The 26,716-nt window shown below is 66.3% G+C and carries 30 protein-coding genes and 3 pseudogenes; 12 read left to right on the top strand and 21 right to left on the bottom strand.

The genetic code is table 11. The features are described from left to right. Positions 1–65: 65 nt before the first annotated feature. The 3 genes from MF407_RS00475 (at position 66) to MF407_RS00465 (ending at position 3,101) form a co-directional block, all read left to right on the top strand. Positions 66–833: a CPBP family intramembrane glutamic endopeptidase gene (locus MF407_RS00475; protein ID WP_239700685.1), complete on the top strand. Its 768-nt coding sequence runs from the start codon at positions 66–68 to the stop codon at positions 831–833. Further along, the gene (locus MF407_RS00470; protein ID WP_239700683.1) at positions 830–1,858 is read left to right on the top strand and encodes an SDR family NAD(P)-dependent oxidoreductase; all 1,029 of its coding nucleotides are present in this window, start codon (positions 830–832) and stop codon (positions 1,856–1,858) included. Before MF407_RS00475 ends, MF407_RS00470 begins: the two co-directional genes overlap by 4 nt. Positions 1,859–2,204: 346 nt before the next feature. Then, positions 2,205–3,101, top strand: coding sequence for a GNAT family N-acetyltransferase (locus MF407_RS00465; protein WP_239700681.1), 897 nt, complete (start codon positions 2,205–2,207; stop codon positions 3,099–3,101). Between the two features lie 65 nt (positions 3,102–3,166). Here the strand turns inward: MF407_RS00465 and MF407_RS00460 are convergent. The 3 genes and pseudogenes from MF407_RS00460 to MF407_RS00450 all read right to left on the bottom strand — a co-directional run. Then, positions 3,167–3,265: pseudogene (locus MF407_RS00460) on the bottom strand (peptidase E); the annotation flags it as partial. 91 nt (positions 3,266–3,356) lie between these two features. Then, positions 3,357–3,512 (bottom strand): hypothetical protein, encoded by a 156-nt coding sequence (locus MF407_RS00455; RefSeq protein ID WP_239700680.1) that lies wholly within the window; start codon positions 3,510–3,512, stop codon positions 3,357–3,359. 102 nt (positions 3,513–3,614) lie between these two features. Beyond that, positions 3,615–4,676: a glycosyltransferase gene (locus MF407_RS00450; protein WP_239700678.1), complete on the bottom strand. Its 1,062-nt coding sequence runs from the start codon at positions 4,674–4,676 to the stop codon at positions 3,615–3,617. 48 nt (positions 4,677–4,724) lie between these two features. Between MF407_RS00450 and MF407_RS00445 the strand changes: the two genes are divergently transcribed. Further along, entirely contained in the window at positions 4,725–5,087 is a 363-nt protein-coding gene (locus MF407_RS00445; protein WP_239700676.1) for a hypothetical protein, read from the top strand. A 93-nt stretch (positions 5,088–5,180) separates the two neighbouring features. Next, a complete protein-coding gene (locus MF407_RS15755; protein ID WP_239700674.1) occupies positions 5,181–6,512 on the top strand; it encodes a DUF2786 domain-containing protein in 1,332 nt (443 codons plus the stop codon). A 135-nt stretch (positions 6,513–6,647) separates the two neighbouring features. Here the strand turns inward: MF407_RS15755 and MF407_RS00435 are convergent, their stop codons facing one another. Beyond that, a complete protein-coding gene (locus tag MF407_RS00435) occupies positions 6,648–7,154 on the bottom strand; it encodes a VOC family protein (RefSeq protein WP_239700672.1) in 507 nt (168 codons plus the stop codon). 175 nt (positions 7,155–7,329) lie between these two features. On the opposite strand from MF407_RS00435, the gene MF407_RS00430 reads away from it, so the two are divergent. Continuing rightward, positions 7,330–7,740, top strand: coding sequence for a DoxX family membrane protein (locus MF407_RS00430; protein ID WP_239700671.1), 411 nt, complete (start codon positions 7,330–7,332; stop codon positions 7,738–7,740). Between the two features lie 195 nt (positions 7,741–7,935). Here MF407_RS00430 and MF407_RS00425 read toward each other — a convergent pair whose 3' ends face one another. The 4 genes from MF407_RS00425 to MF407_RS00410 all read right to left on the bottom strand — a co-directional run bounded on the left by MF407_RS00425 (position 7,936) and on the right by MF407_RS00410 (position 12,258). After that, positions 7,936–8,505 carry a GrpB family protein gene (locus MF407_RS00425; protein ID WP_129625364.1) on the bottom strand — a complete coding sequence of 190 codons (570 nt, stop codon included), beginning with the start codon at positions 8,503–8,505 and terminating at the stop codon, positions 7,936–7,938. A 213-nt stretch (positions 8,506–8,718) separates the two neighbouring features. Further along, a complete protein-coding gene (locus MF407_RS00420) occupies positions 8,719–9,084 on the bottom strand; it encodes a HepT-like ribonuclease domain-containing protein (RefSeq protein ID WP_239700669.1) in 366 nt (121 codons plus the stop codon). Further along, the gene (locus tag MF407_RS00415; RefSeq protein WP_239700668.1) at positions 9,081–9,521 is read right to left on the bottom strand and encodes a helix-turn-helix domain-containing protein; all 441 of its coding nucleotides are present in this window, start codon (positions 9,519–9,521) and stop codon (positions 9,081–9,083) included. Before MF407_RS00415 ends, MF407_RS00420 begins: the two co-directional genes overlap by 4 nt. Positions 9,522–9,603: 82 nt before the next feature. Beyond that, positions 9,604–12,258 carry an excinuclease ABC subunit UvrA gene (locus MF407_RS00410; RefSeq protein ID WP_239700665.1) on the bottom strand — a complete coding sequence of 885 codons (2,655 nt, stop codon included), beginning with the start codon at positions 12,256–12,258 and terminating at the stop codon, positions 9,604–9,606. Positions 12,259–12,360: 102 nt separating this feature from the next. On the opposite strand from MF407_RS00410, the gene MF407_RS00405 reads away from it, so the two are divergent. Both MF407_RS00405 and MF407_RS00400 read left to right on the top strand, forming a co-directional pair. After that, a complete protein-coding gene (locus MF407_RS00405; protein WP_205744704.1) occupies positions 12,361–12,771 on the top strand; it encodes a hypothetical protein in 411 nt (136 codons plus the stop codon). Between the two features lie 145 nt (positions 12,772–12,916). Next, complete coding sequence (locus MF407_RS00400; protein WP_129625360.1) at positions 12,917–13,432, top strand: protein kinase; 516 nt, start codon at positions 12,917–12,919, stop codon at positions 13,430–13,432. A 479-nt stretch (positions 13,433–13,911) separates the two neighbouring features. On the opposite strand, the gene MF407_RS15750 is transcribed toward MF407_RS00400, so the two are convergent. From MF407_RS15750 to MF407_RS00380, 4 genes are all read right to left on the bottom strand, one after another. Beyond that, positions 13,912–14,484, bottom strand: coding sequence for a GAD-like domain-containing protein (locus MF407_RS15750; RefSeq protein ID WP_168990198.1), 573 nt, complete (start codon positions 14,482–14,484; stop codon positions 13,912–13,914). Beyond that, positions 14,468–14,707, bottom strand: a complete 240-nt coding sequence (locus MF407_RS00390; RefSeq protein WP_205744703.1) for a polymorphic toxin type 15 domain-containing protein — start codon at positions 14,705–14,707, stop codon at positions 14,468–14,470. Before MF407_RS00390 ends, MF407_RS15750 begins: the two co-directional genes overlap by 17 nt. Before the next feature lie 137 nt (positions 14,708–14,844). Next, positions 14,845–15,282: a hypothetical protein gene (locus MF407_RS00385; protein ID WP_239700662.1), complete on the bottom strand. Its 438-nt coding sequence runs from the start codon at positions 15,280–15,282 to the stop codon at positions 14,845–14,847. A 60-nt stretch (positions 15,283–15,342) separates the two neighbouring features. Next, positions 15,343–15,792 (bottom strand): hypothetical protein, encoded by a 450-nt coding sequence (locus tag MF407_RS00380; protein WP_239700659.1) that lies wholly within the window; start codon positions 15,790–15,792, stop codon positions 15,343–15,345. Positions 15,793–16,094: 302 nt separating this feature from the next. Here MF407_RS00380 and MF407_RS00375 point away from each other — a divergent pair, with 302 nt between their 5' ends. Together MF407_RS00375 and MF407_RS00370 are read left to right on the top strand one after the other, a co-directional pair. Beyond that, positions 16,095–16,496: a hypothetical protein gene (locus MF407_RS00375; RefSeq protein WP_129625355.1), complete on the top strand. Its 402-nt coding sequence runs from the start codon at positions 16,095–16,097 to the stop codon at positions 16,494–16,496. Positions 16,497–16,500: 4 nt separating this feature from the next. Continuing rightward, a complete protein-coding gene (locus MF407_RS00370; protein ID WP_129625354.1) occupies positions 16,501–17,223 on the top strand; it encodes a hypothetical protein in 723 nt (240 codons plus the stop codon). 405 nt (positions 17,224–17,628) lie between these two features. Here MF407_RS00370 and MF407_RS00365 read toward each other — a convergent pair whose 3' ends face one another. The 4 genes and pseudogenes from MF407_RS00365 to MF407_RS00350 form a co-directional block, all read right to left on the bottom strand. Next, a complete protein-coding gene (locus MF407_RS00365) occupies positions 17,629–18,564 on the bottom strand; it encodes a hypothetical protein (protein WP_129625353.1) in 936 nt (311 codons plus the stop codon). 310 nt (positions 18,565–18,874) lie between these two features. After that, the gene (locus MF407_RS00360) at positions 18,875–20,164 is read right to left on the bottom strand and encodes an ISL3 family transposase (protein ID WP_239700656.1); all 1,290 of its coding nucleotides are present in this window, start codon (positions 20,162–20,164) and stop codon (positions 18,875–18,877) included. Between the two features lie 99 nt (positions 20,165–20,263). After that, positions 20,264–20,842: pseudogene (locus MF407_RS00355) on the bottom strand (ATP-binding protein); the annotation flags it as partial. Positions 20,843–20,871: 29 nt separating this feature from the next. Continuing rightward, positions 20,872–21,660, bottom strand: coding sequence for a hypothetical protein (locus MF407_RS00350; RefSeq protein ID WP_205744802.1), 789 nt, complete (start codon positions 21,658–21,660; stop codon positions 20,872–20,874). An 84-nt stretch (positions 21,661–21,744) separates the two neighbouring features. Here MF407_RS00350 and MF407_RS00345 point away from each other — a divergent pair. After that, a pseudogene (locus MF407_RS00345) lies at positions 21,745–22,731 on the top strand (ISL3 family transposase); the annotation flags it as partial. Between the two features lie 265 nt (positions 22,732–22,996). Here MF407_RS00345 and MF407_RS15465 read toward each other — a convergent pair. The 5 genes from MF407_RS15465 to MF407_RS00320 form a co-directional block, all read right to left on the bottom strand. After that, positions 22,997–23,707: a LuxR C-terminal-related transcriptional regulator gene (locus MF407_RS15465; RefSeq protein ID WP_275578142.1), complete on the bottom strand. Its 711-nt coding sequence runs from the start codon at positions 23,705–23,707 to the stop codon at positions 22,997–22,999. 105 nt (positions 23,708–23,812) lie between these two features. Beyond that, positions 23,813–23,998, bottom strand: coding sequence for a hypothetical protein (locus MF407_RS00335; RefSeq protein ID WP_129627223.1), 186 nt, complete (start codon positions 23,996–23,998; stop codon positions 23,813–23,815). 41 nt (positions 23,999–24,039) lie between these two features. After that, the gene (locus MF407_RS00330) at positions 24,040–24,387 is read right to left on the bottom strand and encodes a hypothetical protein (RefSeq protein WP_239700653.1); all 348 of its coding nucleotides are present in this window, start codon (positions 24,385–24,387) and stop codon (positions 24,040–24,042) included. A 30-nt stretch (positions 24,388–24,417) separates the two neighbouring features. After that, positions 24,418–25,035: a hypothetical protein gene (locus MF407_RS00325; RefSeq protein WP_129627217.1), complete on the bottom strand. Its 618-nt coding sequence runs from the start codon at positions 25,033–25,035 to the stop codon at positions 24,418–24,420. A gap of 187 nt (positions 25,036–25,222) precedes the next feature. Further along, a complete protein-coding gene (locus MF407_RS00320; RefSeq protein WP_129627214.1) occupies positions 25,223–25,957 on the bottom strand; it encodes an ATP-binding cassette domain-containing protein in 735 nt (244 codons plus the stop codon). Positions 25,958–26,174: 217 nt separating this feature from the next. Between MF407_RS00320 and MF407_RS00315 the strand changes: the two genes are divergently transcribed. Then, positions 26,175–26,612 carry a hypothetical protein gene (locus tag MF407_RS00315; protein ID WP_168990298.1) on the top strand — a complete coding sequence of 146 codons (438 nt, stop codon included), beginning with the start codon at positions 26,175–26,177 and terminating at the stop codon, positions 26,610–26,612. Positions 26,613–26,716: the final 104 nt, after the last annotated feature.

Raw genomic sequence — 26,716 nt, 5'->3', positions numbered from 1 at the left:
AGCCCTTCGGGACGGTGGATGTTCCACACTAGGAGCTACCGACCACCCCGAGGAGTTTGCAGCAGATGCGTCATTCGTCACGCCTGACCGAGATCGCGGGGCGCTTGAAACAGCTGCCGTGGTTACGCCCGGTGGACCGCGATCACTGGCAGACACCCGCCGAATTCCGCCGCCGCCAGCTCGTCTCGCTCGGCACGCTCGTCGTCGGCGCGCCGGTGTTGCGGACGGCGTTGCGCCAGCCACCCGGCAGCCGTTCCTTCCAGTTGTGGACCGTGGCGTTGGCCGGCGTCTGGACCGCCGGCGCGTTGGCGTCCGGACCGCTGCATGTCGGGCACTCCAACTCCTCGCGCGGGCCGGTGCGGCCGATCGTGCGACCATTGGCGATCGGGTCGGCAGCGGTGGCGGTCTTCACTCTCGGTGGCATGGCCGTCGTGCAGATCCCCCTGCTGCGCAAGGAGATCGAGAGCGTCGTGCAGCACGCGCGGGTCGGCGACCTACGCATCGTGGTGCCGCTGACCATCGCAACGGGCGCCGCCGAAGAACTCTTCTTCCGAGGCGCGTTGTACGCAGCCACCCCGCAACCGCATCAGGTCGCGGTGACGACCGTCGTGTACGGCACGACCACCCTGGCGACGGGCAACCCGATGCTGGTGTTCGCGTCCGTGCTGCTGGGTGGACTCACCGGTGTTTCACGGCGCGTGACCGGTGGCGTGCTGTCCCCGATCATCGTCCACGGCACCTGGTCGACCGGGATGCTGGTGATCCTGCCGAAGCTGACCGAGCGGGCGGCCGCATGGGGCGAACTGCTGCTGAACCGCCGGTCGGGCCGATGATCCTGGTCACCGGAGCAGGCGGCTACATAGGCAGTCGTCTGGTACCACGGCTGCTGGCCGACGGACATCGGGTCCGCGCCACCTTCACCAACGTCTCGCGCGCGAATTCGCTGTGGTGGCACGAGGATCCGCAGGTCGAGACCGTGCAGATGGACGTTTTCGACTCGGCTTCTGTCGACGCAGCAGTGGAGGGTGTGGCGACGGCGTACTACTTGATCCACGGACTGGCTGATCGTGATTTCGAACGGCTCGATCGCCTGGCTGCGGAAACATTCGCGCAAGCAGCAACCCGCGCGGGTGTGGAGCGGGTGATCTATCTGTCGGGTCTGGTGCCCGAGCTCCCGGCGTCCGAACTGTCGCCCCACCTTCGGTCGCGACTCGAGGTCGAGCAGGTGCTCACCGCTCGTGCACCCTCGACGGTGACGCTGCGCGCAGCAATGGTGATCGGCGGTGGATCCACCTCACTGGAGATCATGCGCCAGTTGAGCAATCGCCTTCCAGCACAACCACTTCCGACGTGGATGAACTCTCGCCTCCAGCCGATCTCTGTTGTCGACGCGCTCGAAGCCCTGCTCGGCGCACTGGATCCGCGCGTGCCCTCCCGCTGGTACGACATCGGCGGACCCACCGCGATCGGATACGGCATGTTGCTCTGGGAGTTCGGCCGAGCCGCCGGCCTGCGTCGACGTCCGCGCGTGTTCGTGCCGTTCCTGCCCGAGCCGCTCGTCGCCGACCTCGCGGGCGCGCTCGTCGGCGCGCCGGGCTCGACGGTCGAAGCGCTCATCGACAGCCTCTCCCACGACATGGTCTGCGCCGATGACGACTTCGTGACCGACCTACTGCCCCCCGGATGGCAACTCATGCCCCTACGGGAGTCACTGCAGAGGGCGATCGTCGACTCCGATTCGGATTGTGACCAGCGAGATCCGATGCAGCGTATGCCCCACGACGCAGCATGGACGGCGTCTTCGGACGGGATGGTCCGAGGGTTGACTCGAGGTCTGATTCGCCTGACGACGCGCTGACCGCTTATCCCGTCCGGCCTGCTGAAGGTGGTATCGGTGCAAGGCAGCGCCGGATTCGTCCCGTCGTCCCTTGCCGGTCACAGCGCCGACGTCGCGTACATCGGAGTGGGTCAGTTGGGCATCCCGAGCGAGCAGTACATCCGCGATTACTGGGCCGAGACCGTCCAAGCCGTCGGTGCCAAGGAAGCTGTGGCGATCCACTGGGACGACTTCTTCCGGCCGCTCGACGTTCCGCTGCGCGCGTTGCCGTTCGCGGGCGACGACCTCGACGTGACCATGGCTCCGGCCCACAGAAGCGACCCGAAAATCGAATGCGCCCGAAAGAGGGATGCGGTTGCATCGAGACATGACCAGCAACTATCCGGCACTCCACGAGCCGACCGTCAGCGAACTGCCGGACCTGCTTCAGTCGCTGGCGTCCTGGCAACACGACGGGCTTCCTGTCCAGTTGCACCCGGCAGACCTGGGTTGGCAGTGGCGTTTCGGTGCGGAGCAGGTCGCACGGTCGATGCGGGTCTGGAGCATCGACAGCACTCCCGCCGCCATCGCCTTCGTGGATGCGGACGTGCCCGAAGGTGAAGCAGCCGTTGCCCGCATGGCGATGGCTCCCGACTTCGCAGTCGACGAACGACTGGCTCGGGCGCTGGTGCACGACCTGCCCGCTCCGCAGCGGATCGGACTGCCCGGCGGAATCAGCATCGTCGAAGCTCGCTTCGGTGACGCGTTCCGAGCAGAACTGACGGCACAGGGTTGGATAGCGGACGAGCCGTGGACGCCCCTTCGCCGGGCCCTGTCGCGGGAGGTCGAGCCGTGCGGATTGCGCATCGAAACTGTCGAACCGGGCAAGCCGGACGACCGGCTCGAGGTTGAGACCGCTGCGTTCGAGAACTCCACCTTCACCGTCGAACGGTGGCACACCATGGCGCAGGGCCCGGCGTACGCGGACGCGCGATGCCTGGTCGGGTACGACGAGAACGGTGCTGCCGTCGCTGCCATCACGGTGTGGTCGGCGGGCCCCGGACGGCCGGGTGTCATCGAGCCGATGGGCGTGCATCGCGACCATCGCGGACGCGGTCACGGACGAGCGATCACTGTGGCCGGTGCGGCAGCACTGCGCGAGATGGGTGCCTCGAGTGCACTGGTCGCCACGCCGGCGTCGAACGAAGCCGGAGTCGCGACGTACGTGTCGGCCGGTTTCGAAGCCGGCACGCCCGTTCCCGACTTCGCACGCCCCACGAACTAACCGAACCGTCGCAATTCCGTTTCTGAGACACCTTCGGTGCACAGCGTCCTTCCACGAGCGGAGGCCTGACCGATGCGCGGCGACATCACCATGCTGCCCGCGCTCACCCCGATCCACACCTTGTCCTCGGACGAGGGCAGCATCTCGGCAAAGCCGGACTCACGAGAGCAGATCGACCAACGCCTCGCGGGTGCTGTCGTTGATGACACCACCGGAGGTCGGCAGCAGTTTCATGTGGTTGTCCGAACGAGGGCGTCAGTCCTTGTCGGACGATGGATCGTCCGCGTCCTCGTCGGTGGCAGGGCCTTCCGGCATGGCGCCGCCTTCGCCGCTCCAGTCGCTTCCCACCTCGTCGTCATGGGCGGGGTCGGAGACGGTATCGGGCTGAACCTTCGGGTCTTGTTCGCTCATGGGCACAACTCTGCTGCGCTCGACGCGCCCGCGCAACACCCTGGAGCAGTAGTTGTGACCTGGATGGCCAGAGACGAGCCGCACCACCAGATGTGGACCGCGTCAGGGACGGGCGGCCAGTGACTCGAACAACGCGCAGTACTCCTCGACCATGCGCTGCTCATCGAATCGGGCGACCGCGTCCGCTCGGACGTCGGCACGGTCGAGATCGCGGACGCGGGACACGGCGTCCGCGAGTCCCGCGACGAGATCGGCCGTGGCGGTTCCTGCCTCACCCACCAGCACTCCCGACCGCTCTGAGACGACTTCGCGCAGGCCGCCTCGTCCGATGGCGATCACCGGGGTGCCAGACATCATCGCCTCGGCGGCGACCATGCCGAACGGCTCGTCCCAGCGTGGAGTCACCAGAATCGCAAGGCTCGAGCCGACGATCCGGGCGGTCGCTCGTTGATCCAGGTGACCGGCATGACGAACGCCGTCGCCGAGCAACGGCTCGACGTGGTCTCGGTAAAAGGCCGCGTCCGCGATCGGGCCCACGATCGTGAGCGGCAGCCCGGCAGTACGGGCCGCTCGGATCGCGAGGTCGGCGCCCTTCTCTGGGGTGATTCGCCCGACCCAGACGAGTTCCTCTCCACCTGAACCGAATTCGAACAGACACGACCGCACACCGTTGTGAATCACCAGCGGTTCGATCGGGAGCAGACGCCACAGGCTCGCAACCGCCTCACTGACACCGACGTACACGGCATCGTCCGCGGCGAGCGAGACACCGATCTCTGCCAGCGGGTACGGCGGGCAGTGCAACGTCGTGACCATCGTGCTGGGCATGGCCCGGCTCATCGCCAGCGGGAAGTGATGCAGGCTCTGGTTGTGCACCAGATCGACCGGTCGTCGCACGAGGTCGGCCATCGCCCAGGACATCGCGGCATCGTCCCGCCAGAGGCCGGCCAACGGTTCGTCCTCGGGTGTGCGGATGGTAGGAACCTGTGCGTACGTGGCCAACTCGTCCGCAAGACGAGGATCGGTGCCGGGCTGTGCGTACAGCCGAACGGTGTGTCCGCGAGCGCGCAGGCCCGCGGTGAGCGACGCCGTCTGTGCTTCCTGGCCACCGGCGAACGGTTCACGCAATGGGTTGCGAGTCGTGGCAAGAACCGCGATGTGCATGGCATCCGATCGTCCGTCCCGCCCTGCGTCGCTGCACCGGTTGGGCGGATGAAGATCGGTGAGCCGGGGGATAACGCTACGGCCAGCGAGCACTTCATCGACGCCCCGGTCACGAATTCTGAAATTCCTTCCCGCGAAGGTGTCGTATTCGAGCAGAGTCGTTCGTGCAGCAGGTGTACGGCGGCCCACCGAACCCGGGTGGCTGGTACCTGCTGCCATCCCGCGTTGTCGGTGCAGGCACGGACGGCGTCGACGCCCCGGTTGGTCGGCAGCCTGGCCGTCGGTGAGGTCGCAAGCGCCTTCCTCGTTCCGGAAACGACCCTGGCACAACGAATCACCCGCGCGAAGGGGGAAATCAGAACGCGCGACCGGAACAGCCAGGTTCAGCAGGATCTCCAAGACTTAGGCTGACCTCGCCGGACGACCGGATCTCAGGTCGTGTGGAAAACCTCCATCCGTTGTCGGTGACCGCGGTAAGAATCGTGCCGACGAGAGGACAACCACGTGAGCACGAAGCGCCACAAGCAGAAGCCCCGAAGGCGGCAGTCCCACACGGGAGCCGCTTTCGGGCGCGACGACGATCTACCGCGCTCGGACGACAACCCGCAGGACGATGTTCGCCTGCTGCTGCACGACGCGGCCGTGGCGGTGCAGGCCGATGACATGACCCGGTTCGACGACAACGTGGTGATGCTGGCTGCCCAGTGCGACCGACCGGCCACGCGTGCGACCGTGCACAGCCAGGTGCGACAAGCGCTGGAGGATCGCCTGCAGGTGGCGTGGGACAGTGGCTGGCAGCCCGCCGACATCCATCGGATGGTGCTTCGGCGTTCGACCAAACCGGTTGCCGACTTCACGCTTCGGGTGATCGAGCATCAGTTGCGCAGCTACGCGCGAGACACGATCCATCCGGGCTGGCGAGCTCAGATCGCCGAACTGCGTGAGGGCGCCGAGTCGCCGCAGGATCCGATCATGTCCTGTCGCGAGGACGGCATGAGTTGGCTGGCGATCATGGACGCTGCGGCTCGTTGCCTGCACGTGCTCCTGATCCTGCCGCCGGTGCAGATCATCGGCCCGCGGCCCGGCGAGTGGGTGAAGTCGATCGATCCGCAAGAGACCGAGGTGGACGATCGGATCCTCACCCGCGTCCGGATGCTGTTGGCGAAGGCGGAGTCGACGCCGTACGAGGCCGAGGCCGAGACCTTCACCGCCGGTGCCGCCTCACTCATCGCACGGCACCGCATCAGTGAAGCGATGCTCGCGGCGTCGCGTACCGACCAGCCGAAGGACGGTGCCAGCGCGACCCGCATCGGCGTCGAGAACCCGTACGAGCAGCCCAAGGTGCAACTGCTCAACGCGGTCGCCGAGGCGAACTCGTGCAAGGTCGTGTGGAGCAAGGAACTCGGTTTCGCCACGGTGGTCGGCTTCCCGTCCGACCTGTCGGGTGTCGAGTTGCTCTACACCTCGCTGCTGCTGCAGGCGACCAACACGATGACGGCGGCCGGGCAGCGATCGGTCCAGGGCGCTCACCGCCGGTCGCGGTCGTTCCGTGCCTCATTCCTCAGCGCGTTCGCCTTTCGCATCGGGGAACGATTGCAGGAAGCCACCGATGTCGAGGAGCGTTCTGCAACAGCGGAGTTCGGCGGAGCAGCCCGCGGAGAGCGCCTGCCGGCTCTGGTCGAACGCGACCAGCACGTCACCGACACCTACGAACGGCTCTTCCCTCAGGTCGTACAGACCAGGTCGCGGGCGAAGTTTGACCGGGAGGGCTGGCACCACGGCCGGCAGGCCGCGGATCAGGCCGACATGCGCTCCCGCGCCGAATTACGCGGGTGAGGGTGTGCGCATGATTCGCCAATGGGCTTGCGGTGGTCACTCAGGACGATGACTTCGACGCGTTGCATGATCTCGGCGCACTCGAGGTCATCAAGGTCTGAGTGAGCATCGACCCGAATTGACGCCCAGGGCTGATCAGGGTGCGGACCAACCCTCGCGCCCGAGATTTGTGCAGATGCACGCCTTGTTGCCGTCCACATCCTGCAGGACGACGTACGCCGGCGATCCGTCACGGACGGCGGTGCCACCGGCATCCACGACCTGCTGGATGCGCTGTGCAGCGATGTCATGCGGCACCCGGACGTCGAGGTGGAAGCGCTGCTCGTCGGCAGGCTCCCGATGCTGGAACCACAGCGTGGGTCCGATGCCGGCCTGGCCGTGGACCTCGTCCCCGTCGACCTCGTAACCGAGGGCGGCTGCCCAGAAGGGGGCGATCTTCTCGTGGTCCGGTGTGTCGAGGGCGATCTCGAAGATCGACCGGTCTCCCGTCAGCGAGCAAGCAGGTTGAGGATCACCGTGAGGATGATCGAGGCAACGATTGAGAACAGGATCATGCCCACGCAGCCGGCGGTGCCGCCGAGCGGGCGGACGCGGAATCGGGGTCCAGGTTCGGTCATCCGGCAACCCTCGCACAGGGAGCACCGCGCAAGTGCTCAGCGAGCGGGTGGCTCACCCGAACCAGGCGTGCCGACAGCGCAAACAGCCCGACGCCGCACCGATTCCCCAACCCTGGACAAACCTGCTTCCCGCAACCGTCGAATCGCCCCGGCCGCGTTAGGTTCGAAGGGCCCGCCACCGCCTCAGCAATGGAGACACCATGTCCACAGGCCGTACTCTCGCCCGCGTCGCACTCGGCTCGTTCCTGACCTTCGCCGGCACCGGTCACCTCACTTTCGCCCGCCAGGAGTTCCAGGCTCAGGTGCCCGACTGGTTCCCCGCCGACAAGGACGCCGTCGTCCTCGCGTCCGGCGTAGTGGAGATCGTGCAGGGGCTGGCGCTGATCTCCGGTTGGAACCAGAAGACGGTCGGCAGGATCATCGCAGCGTTCTTCGTCGCCGTGTTCCCCGGCAACATCAGCCAGTTCCTGGAGCAGAAGGACGGTTTCGGTCTGGACACCGACACCGAGCGCGCCGTCCGGCTCGCGTTCCAGCCGCTGCTGGTGGCGTGGGCCCTCTGGGCGACGAACCAGGGTGACGAGGAGACTGAGTTCTCACAGAAATCGAGCTGATTCAGGCAGAAATCACAATGCAGACCGTCCTCGGTGCGAACGGGCAGATCGCCGAAGAACTCGCCCGCGAGCTGTACCGCAACCACACCGGCGACATCCGCCTGGTCCAGCCGCAACCTGAAGAAGGTTCACGACACCGACGAGCTCCACGCGGCCGATCGATCCGAACCGGTTTACCCAGGTTCTGGGGGCGATTTAACCCCGGTTGTCACGGGCGCGCTGCTTGATCTCGGCGATCACCTGACCCTTGGCGTCCGAGTACGCGTTCATGTCCGGCCAGTCCTGAGCGACTAGGTCCCGCTTGGTGCGTTCGTACAGTTCTCGATCGCCCTGGTCGGTGCGCAGTCGGTCGCGCAACAACAGGTAATCATCAGCGGCCACGTCGCCGGTCTCGAGGATGTGCACGTGCACGTCGAGTTCGGGGGTGCGCACGAGCCGGTGTCCGGGCTCACGAACCCGCAACATGTAACCGGTGTCCAGGAGTTGCGGCAGGTAGTCCTCCTCGGCGGTGACGTCGTCGACGACCACGAGGATGTCGATGATCGGCTTGGCCGCGAGTCCGGGCACCGAGGTGGAGCCGATGTGTTCGACCTGCTTCGCGGTCTCCCCCAGAGCCGCCCTGATGCGATGCTCGTGCTCGGTGAAAGCGCTGGTCCAGGACGGGTCGTATTCCTCGATGACGAGGTCGCGCTTCTCCACTCCGCCGACGAGTTCGACGCAGGTGACGTCGGGACCGCGGCGGCCGGGATTGGGAGACTCAGTCATGCGGCGAGGTTAACGTCCGGTGCGCTCAGCCTCATGACCCAGCACGAACGCCCGTTCGTACTCGAGAAGCTGCTTGAACTCGCCGTTGCGCACCATCTTGTCCAGCCGTTGATGCTCGCCGCTCCTCCTGGTGGTCGTGATGATTCCGACCGCACCGACGGAGCATCGACCGACGGGAGTCGTCCGTGCGTGAATTTCGGGGTGCGCCATGCCCTACGTGCCGAGCGATTCGTCGACCTCGGCCCGTAGTTGTTCGGCGTGACGGGACACGACGGCCCAGACGAGTTCGTAGTCGACTGCGTCGTACTCGTGAGCGAGGCGGTTGCGCATGCCGATGGCCCGCCGCCACGACGTGTCTCGGCGATGCTCATCGAGGAACGCCTCGGGAAGCCGCCGCACCGCTTCGCTCAGCTTGAGCACGAGAGAACCTGCAGCAAGCTTGGGCACCTCGAGGTCGGGATCACTGTCGTACCACTCTCGTCCACGTGCCGCGAGCTGCTCAGCTCTACGGCACAGTCTTGAGATGTCGGACAGCTTGTCGGATGTCCCGGGGCCGTACCTCTCGTCCAGCAAACTCACAGCGGCACCGAGGTGCGATCGATCTCGTGCCCCGACCAAAGTGCCCGAGCAGTCACCAGATCCACTGCGCAACCGAGCAACTGCTCCAACTCGTCGGCGGCATCGATCAGGTCGAGCACGTCGCCGTCACGGCCGATCTCGACGACGAGGTCGATATCGCTGCCCGGAGTGTCATCGCCGCGAGCCACCGACCCGAACACCCGCGCAGACGTGAGGCCGTGACCGGACAGGATCGCCAACACCTCGGCACGGTGATGCTTCAACAGTTCACTCGGGCGCGGCCGGACGGCATCCCGCAAGCGATCCAGCATCTGGGGGGACGGACGTCGGCGACCGGTTTCGTAGGCGGCGATGTTCGGTTGCGCAACACCGCTGCGGCGGGCCAACTCAGCCTGACTGATTCCCGCAGCGGCACGTAGTTCAGCAACCGTCGACATCAGGTAATGATATCTCGTGATATGGATCGTGGACGTTGGAATTGACCTCGTTGCTGACCCGATTCTTGCGGCGCTCCTCTCCTCAGGATCTGCCCGCCAGGACGTTCCTCAGGTACCCGGCCGTGAGGCTGTCGGCGTCGGCGGCGACTTCGCCGGGGGTGCCGGTGGCGACGATGCGTCCGCCGTCGTCACCGGCGCCGGGACCCAGATCGATCACGTGGTCGGCCTGGGCGACCATGCGCATGTCCAACTCGACCATGACGACGGTGTTGCCGGCGTCGACCAGGCCCTGCAGATGCGCAATCAGGCGGTCGCTGTCGGCACTGTGCAGACCCGCAGTGGGTTCGTCGAGGACGTAGAGGGCGTCGCCCCGGTGGGCACGCTGCAGTTCGGAGGCCAGCTTCACCCGCTGCGCTTCGCCGCCGGAGAGTTCGGGCGCGGGCTGGCCGAGGCGCACATATCCCAACCCGACGTCGCGCAGTACGTGCAGCGAGCGCTCGATCTCGGTCTCATCGGCGAAGAATTCGTGGGCTTCGTCCACGCTCATCGCTAGGACGTCGGCGATGTTCCGGTCGTGCCAGGTGATCTCGAGCGTGCTCTCCTTGAACCGTGTGCCGTGACACGTGGGGCACGGGCTGTAGATGCTCGGCAGGAACAGCAACTCGACCATGACCGAGCCCTCTCCCTCACACGTCGGGCATCGTCCGGCGGCGACGTTGAACGAGAACCGGCCGGCCTTGTAGTGGCGCCGACGGGCCTCCGGGGTCGCCGCGTACAACTTGCGGACGTGGTCGAACAGTCCGGTGTAGGTGGCGACATTCGACCGAGGGGTGCGACCGATCGGCTTCTGGTCGATCGCAACCACTCGACGCAGACCTCCGAGTCCTTCTCGTCCACCCTCGACGTGCCCGTGCACCGAACCCTGATCGCCGGTGAGCAACAGGTCGACGTCGTCGTCCCCGTCCTCGAGCTCCACTGTCGTGGACCGACCGAGAGCGGCCTCGACCAGCGTGGGCACGGCCTGACTGACCAGGCTCGACTTGCCCGACCCGGAGATGCCGGTGACCGCGGTCAGACATCCCAGCGGGAACTGCACCTTGACCTCGTGCAGGTTGTTGCGGCTGACGTCCGCGAATCGCAGCCAGCCATGCGGCTCGCGGGGCCGCCTGGACACCGGTGTGGGAGGCGCGTACAGGTAGCGGCGGGTGACCGATTCCTCGACGTCCACGAGGCCCGAGGGTTCGCCGCTGAACAGGACGCGTCCGCCCTGCTCGCCGGCGCCGGGTCCGATGTCGACCAGCCAGTCGGCCTCCTTGACCACCGGTATCGAGTGCTCCACCACGAACACGCTGTTGCCGCGCTGCTTGAGTCCGCGCAGGATGCCGAGCAGCGCTTCGAGGTCACGCGGGTGGAGGCCGGCGGACGGTTCGTCCAGCACGTACACGACACCGAAAAGCTTGGACGACAACTGAGTTGCCAGCCGTAGCCGCTGCAGTTCACCGCCGGAGAGGGTTGGTGTCGTCCGCCCCAGCGAGAGGTAGCCGAGGCCGAGATCGATCATCGGTTGCAGTCGTTCGAGCAGTTCGGCGCACAGGCGACCGGCCGCGGCCTGCTTCTCCGCCGAGATGTTCGAGGTGCGACGGACGTCGGGTGCCGCGTCATGGGACGCACCACCGGCATCCACCCGCGCCTTTCTGGCACGCGCCCGGGAGGCGTCGTCCAACGCTTCGCCTGCCGTGCCCTCGACCGGCACCCGATCGTCGGCGATCACACGCCGCGCGATGTCGGCCACCTGATCCAGCGGCAGCGCGGCGAACTCGGCGATGTCGAAGCCCTCGAACGTGACCGACAGCGATTCGACCTTGAGTTGCTTGCCGTGACAGGTGGGGCACACAGCACTGGTGACGAATTGCGAGACGCGGCGCTTCACGATCGCGCTCTTGGTGGAGGCGAAGGTGTCCAGCACGTACCGGCGAGCGCCGACGAAGGTGCCTTGGTAGCTCGGTTCGAGGTCCTTCTTGATCGCTCGCTTCGTCTGGGCCGGAGTGAGGCCGGCGTACACCGGGACGGTCGGGCGCTCCTCGGTGAACAGGATCCAGTCGCGCTGCTTCTTCGGCAGGCGGCGCCACGGGATGTCGACGTCGTAGCCCATCGAGACGAGGATGTCGCGCTGGTTCTGCCCCTGCCACGCCGGCGGCCAGGACGCGATGGCGCGCTCGCGGATCGTCAGCGACGGGTCGGGCACCATCTGTTCTTCGGTGACCTCGTAGACCCGGCCGATCCCGTGGCAGGTCGGGCACGCACCCTGGACGGTGTTGGACGAGAAGTCCTCGGCGTAGAGCATCGGTTGGCCCGGCGGATACCAACCGGCGCGCGAGTACAGCATGCGGACGAGGTTCGACAGCGTCGTCACGCTCGCGACGGTGGATCGGGCGTTGCCGCCGCCGCGTTGCTGTTGCAGTGCGACTGCCGGCGGCAGTCCCTCGATCGAGTCGACATCGGGGACGCCTGCCTGGTCGATCAAGCGGCGCGCGTACGGTGCGACCGATTCCAGGTACCGGCGCTGGGACTCGGCGTAAAGCGTCCCGAAAGCGAGAGAGGATTTCCCCGACCCGGACACTCCGGTGAACGCGACGATCGAATCGCGCGGCACGTCGAGGTCGACGTCCTTGAGGTTGTTCTGCCGGGCTCCCCTGACTTCGACTGCGGTGTGCCTGGCGTCGTCGGTCGTCGTCATGTGCCGACTGTATGCGCCAGGTTCGGACGCCGCGGACGCCACCTGGCACGCGCAACCGAGCCGTACCGTCCTCGGATCCACATCGGCTCGAACGTGCTGGTGATGGAGAACGCGGTCCTTCGCGGACGCGCGAACACACCGCTGACGATAGGCGACGCCGTCCTCGTCGGGCCACACGCCCACCTCAACGCAGCTACGGTCGAGGACGAGGTGTTCATCGCCACCGGAGTGAGCGTCTTCGCCGGTGCACTCGTCGGCACCGGAAGCGAACTGGGCATCAACAGCGCCCTGCCCGCAAACACTGTCGTGCCGATCGGGTGGATCGCGGTCGGCGACCCGGCCCAGCTGTTCTCACCGGACCGGCACGAGGAGTTGTGGGCGATCCAACAGACGCTTGACTTCCCCGGGACGATGTACGGCGCGACCCGGGAAACGCCGATGCGCGACACATGCGCTGCCAGTGTGAGGCCTATCACCCGCGTTGATACCAAGCGCCGCGAGCACGCGCCTTAGGTCAGTGCGCGGTGCATGAGGGCCGCGATGACCGCGGATCTCCTGCTGCACACCCGCCGAAGAACCTCGGCCACAGCCTGGGTGCCGAGCTTGACAACATGGAACGCGGCGCCGAAACCCGCCCACCCGGCTTCCTGATGCGCAGGTGCCCCTGGTCTCCGGCGACGTGCTCGATCTCAGGCACGGGGTGTTCGTGACGGTGGAGAAACTGGTGATGGACTATTGCCCACCGCCCGGCCTCGACAAGCGGATCCGCCGGCGACCGATGGATGTCGCGAAGGCGTTGGAGATCATCATTCAAGTATCGGGTGCGGTCGAGACAGCGCACCGCCTCGGCATCCTGCACCGTGACGTCAAACCTGCCAACATCCTGTTCACCGAGTACGGCCGCCCGGCCCTGACCGACTTCGGAATCTCGGTCAGCACCGCACCCGGTGCCGCTGCAGCCGAGGGCGTCGGGGTTTCCGTGCCGTGGGCACCTCCCGAGCGACTCGTCGACGGTGCCGTGTTCGGCCGTGAAGGCGACGTGTATTCCCTGGCGGCGACGTTGTGGACCATGCTCGTCGGGCGCAGCCCGTTCGAGATCGACGGCGGCCCGAACGACGGCTGGGAAATGAGCGGACGCGTGCGCACATTGCCGGTGCCCCCGGGTGAATGGTAGGCGGGCACGATCTGGTTGATGATGATCGCGTCGATGCGGACGATGCTCGTGGACAGGTCCTCGCCGTACTGCCGCACCAGCTGCGCGCCACGGTTCAGCTCGTCCTCATCGACCTCGGGCCACTCGAAGTCGAGCATCTGCAGCACCCACGCAAGCTCATGCGGGAGGTTCATCGCCACGGTCGGATCCCATCGAAGGTCGGCACGTCAGTGAGGTGTGGAGGCGGCGGCCGGGCGACGCCATCGGGTCGCGGCACGCGGCAGCCTCACATGCGACCGTAGCGAACATCGGCCCACGACGAGCATCTCGTCGAAGGTCGGCAGGGAACCCGGTCCCCTCACCCTCGAGGTCAACGGCCATGACGCCGGCGCTTGCGTCGTCGGTCCTGAACCCGCCGCGCGGAGCTCGAACGGGGCGAGGCTCCCGCTCGAAGCGGCCGCCGAGCTCCCGCTGCCCGGCGCGGTGCGTCGTGACGACGCTCAGTGTTGCACGGGGCCTTGGAACTCGAGGAAGATGCGCATCGCCGTGCTGGTCTCGCGCTTGTGCATGTTCGCGACGTCCTTCGCACCGCCCAGCGACAGCAGGGGCACGTACATGAACGACTCCCCGTACGCGAGCGGCCCGTGCGCGGCGACGGCCTTCGGATACATCTCGTAGTCGATGCGGTCGGCAAGCAGTGCGATGCCATGCTGATTCAGGATCGTGAAGAGCGTCTTCAGGCTGCTGCCGAGACCGGTGCCTGTGTTGTTGCGGAAGACCGTGGCGCTGAGGCCGGACTCGTCGGGTTCCCAGCAGACGAGGTCGGCGAGTCCGGTGGTGAGGATGGGGATCGATTCGGCGCCTTCGACGCGGGGCACGTAGCCGATGCCTTCGGTGCCGAGCTGGTCGAGGTAGAGGTCGGGGTCGATGATCTGGAAGAACCCGTCGGCGAACGACCCGTACCCGTAGCGTTCCCAGATGTCGATCAGCTCATCGGACACCCGCCCCCGGTACCGGTCGATCGTGGCAGCAGGGACGGGCGCATGGGCGACGAAGTCAGCAATCTCGATCACGGTTCTGCAGTGTAGGCAGGAACATCGACATCGACATCGGCACCGTGCTGAGGTCGAGGTTGGGGTTGTTCTGCTGCAGCGTCTCGATCGCCGCCATGAGCTCCTGCTTCCGCGATCCCCACTGCGACCCGAGCGACGAGTTGATGCTCGAGTCACCGAGGCCCGAGATGTCGTTCCAGTCGCCGCCTGCTGTGCCGTCGAGGCGGTGCGTCGCGGCGAGCATCTCCGGATTCAAGCCATTTGCCATCGCATCGCGGCGGCTCGTCGCATTGGGACGTGAACGACTCGCCGTATGGCACCTCGCCGTGAATCTCGACGGCCTTCGCGTCGATGTCGCCGTCGAGCGTTCGCGTGACGGCGTCAGCCGTCGACGCGCTCGCGCAACACGCGCGCGGTCCAGACGACACCCTCGTCGTCGTACTCGAAGTGCACGACGCGGTCGTCGACCTCATAGAGATCCCATTCATCGCTGCGAGACTCCGTCGGCTCGCCGAACGCAGCACGAACACCGTCCCTGGTGTAGTCATCGAGGCCGCTGATGAGCGTGGCCCGGCCGGGATACGCGTCGAAGCCGCCATGCGCGACGACGTAGAACGACACCTGCATCAGCCCCTGCTCGTCGAACACGAAGCCCACGCCGCTCTTGTCGTAGCTCACATAGTGCCTGAACGGGCCCTTGAAGGTCTCGGTCGTCGCCTTGCCCTTCTGCTGCTCCATGATCGCCCGGACGGCTGCGTCATCCTCAGCGAGGCCGAGCACGGCAAGGTAGGGTCCGCAGTCACCGGTGATGGTCGTCATCAGTTCATCCTCAGGGTCGAGTCGCGCGTGGGCAGGCACGTCAGGAGAACGCTAGCAGCGTCAGTCTTCCACGCCCGAGATCGTCATCGAGACGACCTCGACGCGGCCGCGCTGATAGTCGAAGCGCAGATAGTGATCGCCGTAGCGATAGAGGTCCATGATCTGGCTTGCACGGTCAGGCTCGCCGAGGAGCGCCTCGACCCCGCCACGGGTGCTCTCGCCGTCGAGCCCCTCGATGAGCGCGGCGGGGTCGCGGTAGGTCGGCTCGCCTGCGTCGGAGCGCAGCGGGATGCGGATCACGATGGGATTTCCGCCGCGGAGTCTGATGCTGCCTCCGGTCGCGGCGTAGTGGAGCATGAGGTCGGTCCCGCCGTTGGGGCGCTCGTACTCCTCGGACTCCATGCCGGGACCCAGGAGTGCGATGGCCCCGCCGAACGCGCTCGCATCGCCGGCGAGCGCAGCGTCGAAGACACCGATCTCACCCGGCGGAAGGGTTCGGGGCGCTGTCATGGTTACCATCTCCCGTTGTTGGCGCGTCGGATCCCAGGATCTCATCGATCGTCGTGCCCGGCACTCCCTGCTCCCGCAGCGTGCTTCGGCGCGCCGCGAGGTCGGCCTCCATGGCTGCGCGGAGATCTGCTGCATCCTGCTGGATCCGAGCATCGGAGTTCTTGTATCCGTGCGTGCAGCCGGCACGGTGCTGCACGACTGTGATCGCGACTGCGGTCGCGTCACGCTAGACGGCGTTTCGCTCCCACGAATCGACGGATCGACGGTTCGACCGTACCTGTCTTCCAACGCCCGGACGAGCGATGCCTTCGAAGGGATGTGATCGTACTCGAGTCCGCCCCTGGCCGCCGTTCCGTCGGGCGACCCTGGAGGTCGCCGTACTGTCCGATGTCGTACTGGCCAGGCCTCGCGTCCCCGCGCTCGGCTCGATCGAGCCGCCGTCGATCCCGCGTGATCATGCGGTCGAGGTGCCGCAACCCGTCGACGTCCCGTCGTTCCCGTTGCTTGCTCTCTTCGCGCCGATGGTCATGGGCGCGGCGTTGTTCGCGTTCAAGCGCAGCGCGATGAGCATCCTGTTCGTTGCGCTGAGCCCGTTGATGATGGTTTCAACGCGGTGGTCGCAGCGGTATCACGCGCAAGAAGACGACGGCAGACGCGGCGGCGTTCCGCGCCTCGCTGTCGGCCACCAGTCAGAACATCACTGATGCATTGCAGCGAGAGCGGGAGCTTCGTCTGCGGATGTACCCGTCGGCGGCCGAGGCCGTCCGCGGGATCCTCGACCGCTCAGATCTGCTCTGGTCGCGACGGCCCGAGCATCCTGAATTTCTGCGAGTTCGGCTCGGGCTCGGCACGATCGTGCCGTCGACGACGGTGGCTCAGTTGCGCCCGAACGGAGTGCCGGAGTTCCTGTCGGAGGCCCGCGCGGTCGCCTCGGAGCATGGCGTGCGTGCTGCCGGAGGCTGCAGTGACCGCAGACCTGCGGTCGGAATCGGCGTCTGCGGCGGTTCGTCGCAGCTCGACGGGGTGGCGCGAGCAGTGCTCGCCCAGATCGTCGGGTTGCACTCCCCAGCCGACGTGGTGGTCGCGTGCCTGACTTCGGTGCGTCATCGCGGCCGGTGGGAGTGGTTGCAATGGCTGCCCCACTGCGACTCACCGCAATCGCCGCTGCAGGGGCAACACCTGTCCGCCGACCCTGGTACCGGCTCGATGCTGCTTGCCCAGTTGGAGGAATTGTTGGATGCCCGGGACGGGCAGACCGCTCGACCGCGCGGACCGGCGTTGGGTGACGAGGACGACCCGGTTCTCCCGTCGGTCGTGCTCGTCGTGGCTGACACGACGGTCAACGCGCCCGGTCGGTCGGGAGTCGGCGGCGTGCTCGACAATATCCGAGTCGTCCGGCTGAACCGTCCCAGCAGATGCCCAGACGACTAATCCCCGTCCCCGCCCCAGACATCGTCGACCACCGGTGCACCTACTCGCGAGCTCACAGGCTGTACGCCCGAGTAACTTTACATAACTACTGCCGCGCCGATCGCCATGTTCCTGACCTGCAGAAACATCGCGACCCCTTGTCAGCGAGAACAGTTCTCACCTCGAACAAACTTCCAAGTTGTGCGATTCTCGATGCCAAAACGACCTGAAAACTGCCCCTACTTTGATCAAACCCCGATTCGACCAATGTTCGCTGCGAAGATTGACGGCGACACGCCTTGAAGACTGATTAAATGGTCGCCCGAGTCATCGAGCGGTCAGTGTATGGCGCCGGCGGCGTGTCAACTTGACGCCGCAGTCATAGCCAAGAGCCGCATCGGTTTCGGCACGGATCCTCACGGCAGGTCAGCGCAGCTTCGGGATCAGGTTCGTAAGGTCAACCACCTCGACTTCTGCATTGCGCGTGTACTCCGCGACAGTCATCTGATCGGTGAGACCCTGCGGGCTCCGCAACTTGAGCGCCGCCTTCGACAATGTCCTAGCAGCATTGCGATTACTGGTTGTGAGGAACCGGACAGGTAACGCGCCAACGACGTACACCTCGCGACGCCGGCCGGTGGTGTCCATCGACAGGCCTACGACGTCGGCGAACAAGCCACGCTGACGCATGCTGTCGGCGCCCTTCCACGACGACAGTTTGAACTCCGCGACCCGCTGGTTTGTCTCCAAATCGAAGACTCTCCCTGGATCGTTGCCCGCGCCCAACGATGGACGTTTCGAGACGACCTCACCGGGTCCAAGGATGATCGGAAGCACCTGCATGATCACTGCCGCGTGGATCAGCGTGTCGAGCATCCCCACTCGTTCGCGCACGATCAACGCGCTATCGACGAGGTCGCCGTCAAACCCCGATGCCTCCAGTACCTGTTCCGCAGCCGCCGCATCGGCACCATCGATCGTCGCCTCATATCTCGCGATCTTCGCAGTCAGCGACTCAGTCGACAGGAACCGGTCCAGGATCTCGAATGCTGCTGCACCGATGCCGTCCTCGTCCCGAGTCGAATCTGGGCCGAGGTCATGCGGCTTGATGACCGGTCGATTGATGTTCGGTAGCGGGCTGGTCTGAAAGCCAAGCCGCCAGAACAACCGCACCGCGAAGTGACTGATGAAAGGTTCGTCCGTGATACCGGTAGCGACACGAAATGCTTGCTTTGGCGGCCAGCGACGGCCGTCGATCTCCACCCAGTGCATTCGGATTGGGTCCGGTGGAACACCTGGAACACGCGCACGCACGGTCTCGGCGTCAAGCGTGTGGGTACGACCGTTGAGGACGAACTGCATGAGTTTGACGGTACCGGCGCTTGGCCGGGTGAAGGGTGGCTGCTGACGCCTTCCATGGCTGCCGCGCCCACGTCGAGAGATGGAGGCCGTGCTTATCTCACGTCGGGCATCCGCGTACGAAAGACGTACGGCTTCGCAGCCGTCAGCGCGTCGCGGGCGGTGTACTCAACAACTTGAGGATCGCTGAGTGCTCGTGTCACGACGGCGAGGGTCTTGATCCAGCCGGAAAACGACTCGTTCACGCGATCGCCACCGATGCCTTCTCCTCCCGTTCGGGGCTCTCCGCATTTGAGCGGGGCGTGTGCTGATTTCATGCTGCTGGTCTCTGCCCTCGGGTGAGGGCGATGTGGACCATGATGCGCCTTCGGTAGTTGTCCATGTTGGTGAAGCCGCATCCGACACGCTTGGTTTGCTTGATGATCCGGTTGAAGCCCTCGGTGCGGGCGTTGGTCACGTCCTCGGTGAGCGCGACGAGCACCGCTGTCCACCAGGTGTCGATCGTGGTCGCCAGGCGGCTGGTTTCCTCCATGTCGGCGCGGGCGGCGGCGTCGTAGAAGTCGTACAGCCTGCGCCGGATCTGGTGCGGCTGGTGTTCGGCCAGCAGCAGGCGCAGGCGTTCCTTGACGGCATGCGCGGCGGCGATCTCGTTGGTCGGATCCTCGGCGGCGAGGGCGGCGTTGAACCGGGCCTTTTGCTTGACGGTGAGGTGCTCGTAGCCGGTGAGCAGCAGTTGCCGGCTGGCCCAGACTTTGTCGGTGGCGGTGCCGCGGCGGCCGTGCAGTTGCCGGGTGATCCGTTGACGCACCTGGGTGACCATGAGGTTGGCGAGGGCGACGAGATGCCACTTGTCGACTGCGATCCGCGCGTCCGGCAAGGCGGTGCGGATCCCGCCCGCGTACGGCGCGGACGGGTCGATCACGACCAGGTCGATGCCGGCCCGGAACGCGGGTGTCTGCAGCGCGAGCCAGTCGATCACGCACGCCCCGGAGCGTCCCGGGGTCAGCCCGAGAAGGTGCCCGGGCAGGGTGGGGTCGGCGTTGACGAACGAGGTCATCCACGGGTTCGACCGTGTCCAGCCGGCCTCTTCGAGCACCCAGCGCACCGACCGGGCGCGGGTCTCGTCGATGCCGAGCACGCGGGTGGGTTCCGGCTCGGGCAGCCACTGGTTGGCCAGTGCGATGAGCGCCCGGTGCGCGGTCGACCACGCCACCTGGTACTCGCTAGCGACCTCGCTGACGGCGCGGTTGCCCGACGCGATCGCCGAACCGATCTTCTCTCGTAGCCGGGTCGTGAGCCGCGACCGTGCCGGCACAGCGCGGGACTGCTGCGTGAATGTCGCTGTCCCACAGGCCGGTTCGCGGCACACCAAGCGCCGTTTGAACCACCACAGATCGGTTCTTTGGCCGGAGGCAGGCAAGTCCTTGACTCGAACCAGTGGCCGCTCCTTGATCCTTGAGGTGAGCACCCCGCACTCGGGGCAGGCGCCCTCCGGGTCGATGACCTCGATGACGACACGCACCGTGTCGGCATCGATTCGTTCGAGCTGCAGGACGGTGAACTCGTCCTCCAGCCCGAGCAGCACTGACGTACCCTCGTTCATGCTCGTGGCCTCGCTGTTGTCGCGTTGTGAGAGACCAACAGCATGTCGGGGCCACGAGCCCCATCAACTACCGGGCACCCCGCTCAAGCGCGAAGAGCCCCGTTCGGTGAGGACCTGGAAGAGGAGTTCTGCTCCGCGGCGGTCGAGCTGCATGTAGCCGAGTTCGTCGATGCAGAGCAAGTCAACGCGTCCGTATCGGGCGATGGTCTTGGAGAGGGTCTTCTCGTCGGCGGCCTCGACGAGCTCGTTGGCGAGCTTGGTGGCCAGGGTGTACTTGACCCGGTAGCCGGCCATGGCGACCTCGGTGCCCAGAGCGATGAGCAGGTGGGACTTGCCGGTGCCGGAGTCGCCGATGAGGCAGAGGGGCTGGCCCTTCTTGACCCAGTCGCACTTGGCCAGGGTGTGAATGGTGGCGGGGTCGATGTTGGGGTTGGCGTCGAAGTCGAAGGCTCGCAGCGACTTCTCTCGGGGGAACTTCGCGGCTTTGATCCGTCGTTCTGAGCGGCGTCGTGCTCGGTCGTCGCACTCGGCGAGGAGGAGCTCGGCGAGGAACCCTCGGTAGGACATCTGCTCGGCGGCGGCCCGGTCGGCACCGTCGGCGAAGCCTTGGCGGATGGTCGGCAGCCGCAGCATGCGGCACGCCTGGTCGATGGATGAGTCGGCGGCTTCTTCGGTCATTCCTCGGCGGCGGGTCATGCGGGGCTCCTTCATTCCTGGACGCGTGAGGGGCGGTGTAGCAACTGGTCGTACTGGTCGACGGTCGGCAGCGGTCGGGTATCGACGGGCAAGGGCTTGCGCAGTCGTCGCTCGGTGAGCGACGCGATCCCGGTGGTGTCGCTTCGAGTCGAGTCCGCGGTGTCGAATGCGCCGCCGTTGTCGTGGGTGCTGTCTTCGGCCTTGCGGGCTTCCAGGGCGACGACGTCTGCAGTGTGGCCTCCCGCTCGCAGAGCGGCGGCGAGTCCCGCGACGACATGTTCGTGCGCGAGGTGTCGGTGCAGCAGCAGAACCTCGATTAGGGCGCGGGTGCCGTCGGCGTCGCCGTGGGTCTTGCATGCTGCGGCCCACCATTCGTCGTGGATCGGGGTGAATCGGCCTGCCTTCCGGGCTTGCTCAAGGGCGGTGGCTCCGGGGAGGGCTCTGGGCTTGCGGAAGAGGACCTCGAGGTAGTGGTCCAGGTCGAGCTGGACGCCACTCTTGGTCATCAGCCGCTCGTGGCGCGCCACCACTGTCTGGCCGTCGTAGACGACCAGCTCGCTAGCATGCAGCAGGACTCTGACCTGGCGGCCGACGTAGCGGGCGGGCACGGAGTACTTGTTCATCCGGACGCTGACCTGAGCGAACCTGTCTACCCGAGGGGTGAACCAGCGGCCGGTCTCGAACTCCTCAACCGGCAGGAAAGCCAGGAGTGGCTGCTCGGCTGCGAAGTGCTCTCCGATGGTGTGCGCACGCGACGAGATCCGGCGATCGTCGGCTGAGCGGTCCCATGCGTCGACCATCGCGTTGAGCTCCTCGATGGAGTCGACTTCGGGGATGGGGACGAGGTGGTTCCGCCGGAACCAGCCGATGTCGCCCTCGACGCCGCCCTTCTCAGCACCCGTGCGATCCGGTGGGCGATCAGCCAGCTCCGCCGCGAGGGAGCGACGGTCCAGGGCCTTGCCCGCCAGCTCGGCACCACCTGGAACACGCTCTGGTCTCAGGTCCAGCCCGTCCTGGCCCGGGCCGCGGACGATCCATCCAGGTTCGAGGGCGTTCAGGTCCTGGGCGTGGACGAGCACGTCTGGCACCACCGCGATCCGCGCCGGCGCGGTCCGAAGGAACTCACCGGGATGGTCGACCTGACCCGCGGACCTCACCCGACAGCGCGGCTGCTGGACCTCGTCCCTGGCCGGTCAGGGACGGTCTATCGCGATTGGCTGGATGAACGGGGCGAAGGGTTTCGCCAGCGGGTCGAGATCGCGACGTTGGATCCGTTCCACAAGAACGCGATCGATGACCAGCTCGAGGACGCCACCTGCGTGCTGGACGCCTTCCACATCGTCAAGCTCGGCGGGGCTGCGGTCGATGACGTCCGCCGCCGGATCCAGCAAGAGACCCTCGGCCATCGAGGCCGCAAGGGCGAGCCTCTCTACGGGATCCGCCATGTTCTCCGCGCCGGACGAGAACGCCTCACGCCGCGCCAGCAGAACCGGCTGGCCAGCGCATTCGCGGCCCATCCCGATCACATCGCGGTCGAGGTCGCCTACCAGTGCGCCCAGGACCTCCGAGACGTTTTCCACCAGCCCACGCCCGCCCAGGGCCGACGCCTCGCCGAGCAGCTCATCGCGAGGCTGCCGTCCTGCCCGATCCCCGAGATCGCCAGGCTCGGGAAGACCCTACGCCGCTGGCGGACAGCATTCTTGGCCTACTTCGATACCGACGGCGCGAGCAACGACGGGACAGAGGCCATCAACGGGATCATCGAACTCGGTCGCCGCATCGCTCGCGGCTTCCGCAACTTCGAGCACTACCGCCTCCGAATGCTCCTCATCACCGGAGGACTCGACGCCTCACCCCACACTCAACTCTGAAGAGCCCGATTGCCACCTAGATTCGTGCCCTGAGCAAGCGCCCCCGATGGCGACTAGGGCGATAGTGGGCGCACTCGAAATCGCCTGCTGCCGCGTTTGATCGGACCCTTCTTGCGCGGCGTGGATTCGCGCCGAGCGTGATGTCAAGGGGAACGAGTCAGCTGAAGAATGCCGTTGATGACGAGACGGTTCCCCGCCGTCAATCCGAATGAGGACACTGACGCCTGGTGTTGTGAGAAGTTCTTGTGGTGGTGGTTCGTGGCTCCTAAACGCCGTCGAACCAGCGGACGGCCATGATTGCGAGCTGAGTGCGGTTTTCTCGATCGAACTTTCGCATGAGCCTGGACACGTACTGTTTGACGGTGGCCTCGCTGAGGTAGAGGCTGCGACCGATGGCGGCGTTGGTTGCTCCGGTCGCCACGAGCCGGAGGATTTCGCGTTCGCGGTCCGGGAGTTCTGGCATGGGCGCGACTGCTCGGTTCGTTGGCGAGAGCTCGGCGTCAGCGCTGTTCGTGGCGGGGTGCAGTTCGATGCGGGCGATGCTGTGCTCGCCTGAGCCTGTGTCGGTGAGTGCCCGTCTGGCGAGGTCACGCAGGTCGGCCGCGGTACGACGTGCCGGCTCGTCCTCGGTCGAGGTGACCAGTTCGTCGCTGCGGAGGGCGACGATGGCGAGCGCGCGCCTGGTTGCGCCGAGGCTGCCGGGTGCCGGTGCCGGTTGATCCTTGGGGTCGCCGGCTGTGATGGCGAGTTCGGAGCGGTGGACGCGATCATTGCGGGCGTCGCCGAGGTGGAGCATCAAGGCGATGATGACCCCGATGAGGAAGGGCACGCTGGCGGCCAAGACGGCGCTCGTCAGCGGTACTGCCGCCTGGATGCTGACTATGACGAGGCTGACCGAACTGAGCACGAGAGCGGCTGTGCCGGCCCAGATCGCGATCCAGTCGGCCGCTCGACGGTAGAGGTTCAACGCCGCCATCGCTGTACCCAGGCTGGTCCAGGGGATCGCGCCGCTGTAGGCTAATTCGGACAGCCGTGAGTCCAGGATTACCGAGCCCAGCGAGACGGCCGCGACGGCGAAGGCTCACAGTACGGGCTGGCGTGGAGAGAGCAGCCCTAGCGCGGTCACCGCGAGCTGAGCAAGTGTCATCGCCATGATGGCGGGCCATGCGGAGGGGATCGCTGCGACGCCGATGCTGGCACCGAGCAGGCTGAACGCGGCCAAGCCGAGCAGCGGCCAGGCCTGTTCGCGTTCGAGTCGTGCGCTCACGGTGACCTCCCTCCACGTCCATGATCTCGCTCCTGGATCGGTCACCGCAAAGCAGCCGCGGCGAGGTCTTCGCGTACTGCCTTGACCATCTTCCGGTAGCGGGAGGCGAGCTGGATATAAAACCATCCGCCGCCGGCCGCGCTGTAGGCGGCACCGATGGATTCCAGCGTCAACGTCAGCTTGTGCTTCTTGGCGTTGATGGTGATGCTCACCCTGACCCGTTGGGAGACCGGAAGCGCTGCGGTACGGACTGGTTTGCCACCCTCGCTCGCCACGGCGTTCTCGGCGTCAGTTTGCTCCCACAGGTAGTCGCGGGACTGAAACGTCTCTCGGACTGTCCTCATGACCTGCTCGACGGTGGCGTCGGGTCTGAAGTCGATTCTTGCCATGGTGGTGCTCCTTCGTTTCGATGGTGCGGGTCAGCGGATGTCCATGCGGGGCAGCCGCAGGACTGCGGCTGTCAGCAGGATGGCGAGCCACGCGATCACGGCCGTGGCGGCCAGCGGCAGCGGGAGATACCCGTATGACTCGGGGGCGGCCACGCCGGCGAGGCTCTCCACCGCCGCTCCTGGCAGCCATCGCGGGATGTGCTCGGAGTACCACTCGCCCAGAAACGTCGCCATGCTTACCGGCACGAGCGAGATCAGGCCGGTGGTCACCACGGCTGCCACCGCTGATCGGGTCAGGACCGCGAATGCGGCGCCGATCAGTCCTTGCACCGCCATCGATGCGCCGACCAGTACCACGACGGCGCGGATGAGGCCGGGGTCGGTGAGGTCAAGCAGCTCATATCCCTGCAGTGCGAGCATGCCCTGCGTTGCGGCGGTGGTCGTCACCGAGGCAATCAGCCCCACGACCAAGCCCCCGGTGCCGATGATTACAAGCTTGGCCGCCAGCACTCTTGTCCGGCGTGCGGTGGCGACGAAGGTGGACTGGCCGATCCCGTGGAACTCGATGGCGACGAAGTTCGCCGCCAGGTAGACGAAGGCCCAGGTCGTCAACCCAGAGCTGTAGAAGATGACGGCGTAGTCGCTCACCGACTGAGCATCGGCAAGGGTCGAGCTGTCCCCGATGAGCGTCATGAACACCCGACGCCAACGCTGACCGCCAGGATCAAGACGATACCGATCGGATGCAGACGCAGCGCAAGCAGCTTGCGCCGCTCCGCGGACAGAACGTCCATGAATCCCGGTACGGGAGTAGTGGGCGCAGACGCAACCGTGGTCATGCGTGATTCCCTTCGTCCGAACCTGCGCGGTACTCAACAGCGCCAGCCGTCAGGCGCAGGTAGGCGTCCTCGAGGCTTGTGCCGTCCTCCAGGTCGCTGATGTCGAACTGGTCAAGCAGCCTCCCGGCGCCGATCACCACCACGCGGTCGGCGGTCTGCTGCATCTCGGCCATCAAGTGGCTGGAGACCAGCACACACCTGCCCTCCGCCGCGAGGTCGCGCATCAGATGGCGCACCCAGCGCACCCCATCCGGATCGAGTCCATTGACGGGCTCGTCGAGGATGACCGTTCCGGGGTCACCCAGCAGCGCGGCGGCGATGCCCAGGCGTTGCCGCATCCCCATAGCCATCGCGCCGATCCGCCGTGACATGACCGAGCCCAAGCCGACCTTCTCAAGGAGATGATCGGCGCGCGCCAAAGGGATACGACCGGCGGCGGCAAGCCAGCGCAGATGCGCCCGGGCCGTCATGCCATCGGGGGCGCCCTTCGAGTCGAGCATGACACCGACCACCCGCTGCGGCGCAGGATGGTCGCGCAGGTGTCGCCGATCGACCGTGGCCTCTCCGAAGGTGGGCTGGTCCAGACCGACGACCATCCGCATAGTCGTTGTCTTACCCGATCCGTTCGGACCCACGAAACCCGTCACCTGTCCGTCAGGAGCGGTGATGGAGAGATCATCGACGGCCGTGACTGCTCGGACCCGTTTAGTCAGCTGCTGTGTTTCGATCATGACTCCACAGCACCAGGCAGCGCCGAATGCGACTAGCGTCTTCCGTTGGTGCCACCTGTCACGAACGTCTGTCACCCGTCATCACGAAGGTCTGTCACCTTCGTGACACGCCTTTGACCAGCGTGAACGCAGTGGCCCAGAACCGGTCTACCCACGTAGCCCTCGGCCGCTACGTCGAAACCAGGGATCGGCACATGCGTCGCAGTCCACCGGTTCGGTGCTCTCCCTCGCAGTACGCCCGAGCGACCTGCTGTTCATCTTGGTGCGTAATCCTGGCGCGATGGGTCGCTACCGGATGATTGCTCAAGCCGCTGCGGTCGTGGCCGCCGTGCTCGCACTGGTGGCGGCAATATCGAGTGCCGCCGCGTTGCCATCCGCCTCCGTGGAGGTTCTCGTCGCCGAGCTGTGGCGCACGGTCGGGCTTATGACGTGGGCCGCACTCTTTGCCCTCCTTGCAGTCCGTCCCGGACTGCTGGCCGTCTGGGTCATCGCGCTGAGCAGCAAGCTGGCGCTGGTGATCGGCGGTCTCCTCATCGGATACGCAGTGCCGGGGGCGAGCGATCTCGTGCTGTGGGACGGCGTCCTCAGCGTCGTGCTCGCCGTCGGGGCCGCGGCGGCTGCCCGAATGCGGGCGCTCGAGCGCGCCGATGGATAGGAATGGGCTCCCTTGCCCGTGAGCTTTCGCCGCTGCTCAACCTCGATGCCACCGCCCGGGCGCGGTGCGACGGGTGGGTCGGTGGCCGGTTGGGGCGTCCGCGA

It is taken from the genome of Yimella sp. NH-Cas1 (assembly GCF_022359705.1).
Lineage (GTDB): Bacteria > Actinomycetota > Actinomycetes > Actinomycetales > Dermatophilaceae > Yimella > Yimella lutea.
Note: the sequence above shows the minus strand (reverse complement) of the source record. Positions and strands in the feature narration are given on the sequence as shown.

Coding starts and splice junctions, on each gene's coding strand:
- MF407_RS00450 (WP_239700678.1), bottom strand. CDS start 4,676: ATGCACATCGCGGTTCTTGCCACGACTCGCAACCCATTGCGTGAACCG.
- MF407_RS00350 (WP_205744802.1), bottom strand. CDS start 21,660: ATGGTCGACGCATGGGACCGCTCAGCCGACGATCGCCGGATCTCGTCG.
- MF407_RS00470 (WP_239700683.1), top strand. CDS start 830: ATGATCCTGGTCACCGGAGCAGGCGGCTACATAGGCAGTCGTCTGGTA.
- MF407_RS00425 (WP_129625364.1), bottom strand. CDS start 8,505: ATGACTGAGTCTCCCAATCCCGGCCGCCGCGGTCCCGACGTCACCTGC.
- MF407_RS00465 (WP_239700681.1), top strand. CDS start 2,205: ATGACCAGCAACTATCCGGCACTCCACGAGCCGACCGTCAGCGAACTG.
- MF407_RS00455 (WP_239700680.1), bottom strand. CDS start 3,512: ATGAGCGAACAAGACCCGAAGGTTCAGCCCGATACCGTCTCCGACCCC.
- MF407_RS00330 (WP_239700653.1), bottom strand. CDS start 24,387: ATGGCAAGAATCGACTTCAGACCCGACGCCACCGTCGAGCAGGTCATG.
- MF407_RS00375 (WP_129625355.1), top strand. CDS start 16,095: ATGCCTTCGAAGGGATGTGATCGTACTCGAGTCCGCCCCTGGCCGCCG.
- MF407_RS00385 (WP_239700662.1), bottom strand. CDS start 15,282: ATGACGACCATCACCGGTGACTGCGGACCCTACCTTGCCGTGCTCGGC.
- MF407_RS00415 (WP_239700668.1), bottom strand. CDS start 9,521: ATGTCGACGGTTGCTGAACTACGTGCCGCTGCGGGAATCAGTCAGGCT.
- MF407_RS00365 (WP_129625353.1), bottom strand. CDS start 18,564: ATGCAGTTCGTCCTCAACGGTCGTACCCACACGCTTGACGCCGAGACC.
- MF407_RS00360 (WP_239700656.1), bottom strand. CDS start 20,164: ATGAACGAGGGTACGTCAGTGCTGCTCGGGCTGGAGGACGAGTTCACC.
- MF407_RS00445 (WP_239700676.1), top strand. CDS start 4,725: ATGAAGATCGGTGAGCCGGGGGATAACGCTACGGCCAGCGAGCACTTC.
- MF407_RS15465 (WP_275578142.1), bottom strand. CDS start 23,707: ATGGCGGCGTTGAACCTCTACCGTCGAGCGGCCGACTGGATCGCGATC.
- MF407_RS00410 (WP_239700665.1), bottom strand. CDS start 12,258: ATGACGACGACCGACGACGCCAGGCACACCGCAGTCGAAGTCAGGGGA.
- MF407_RS00380 (WP_239700659.1), bottom strand. CDS start 15,792: ATGACAGCGCCCCGAACCCTTCCGCCGGGTGAGATCGGTGTCTTCGAC.
- MF407_RS00405 (WP_205744704.1), top strand. CDS start 12,361: ATGGAGAACGCGGTCCTTCGCGGACGCGCGAACACACCGCTGACGATA.
- MF407_RS00320 (WP_129627214.1), bottom strand. CDS start 25,957: ATGATCGAAACACAGCAGCTGACTAAACGGGTCCGAGCAGTCACGGCC.
- MF407_RS00390 (WP_205744703.1), bottom strand. CDS start 14,707: ATGCTCGCCGCGACGCACCGCCTCGACGGCACAGCAGGCGGCGACTGG.
- MF407_RS00475 (WP_239700685.1), top strand. CDS start 66: ATGCGTCATTCGTCACGCCTGACCGAGATCGCGGGGCGCTTGAAACAG.
- MF407_RS00430 (WP_239700671.1), top strand. CDS start 7,330: ATGTCCACAGGCCGTACTCTCGCCCGCGTCGCACTCGGCTCGTTCCTG.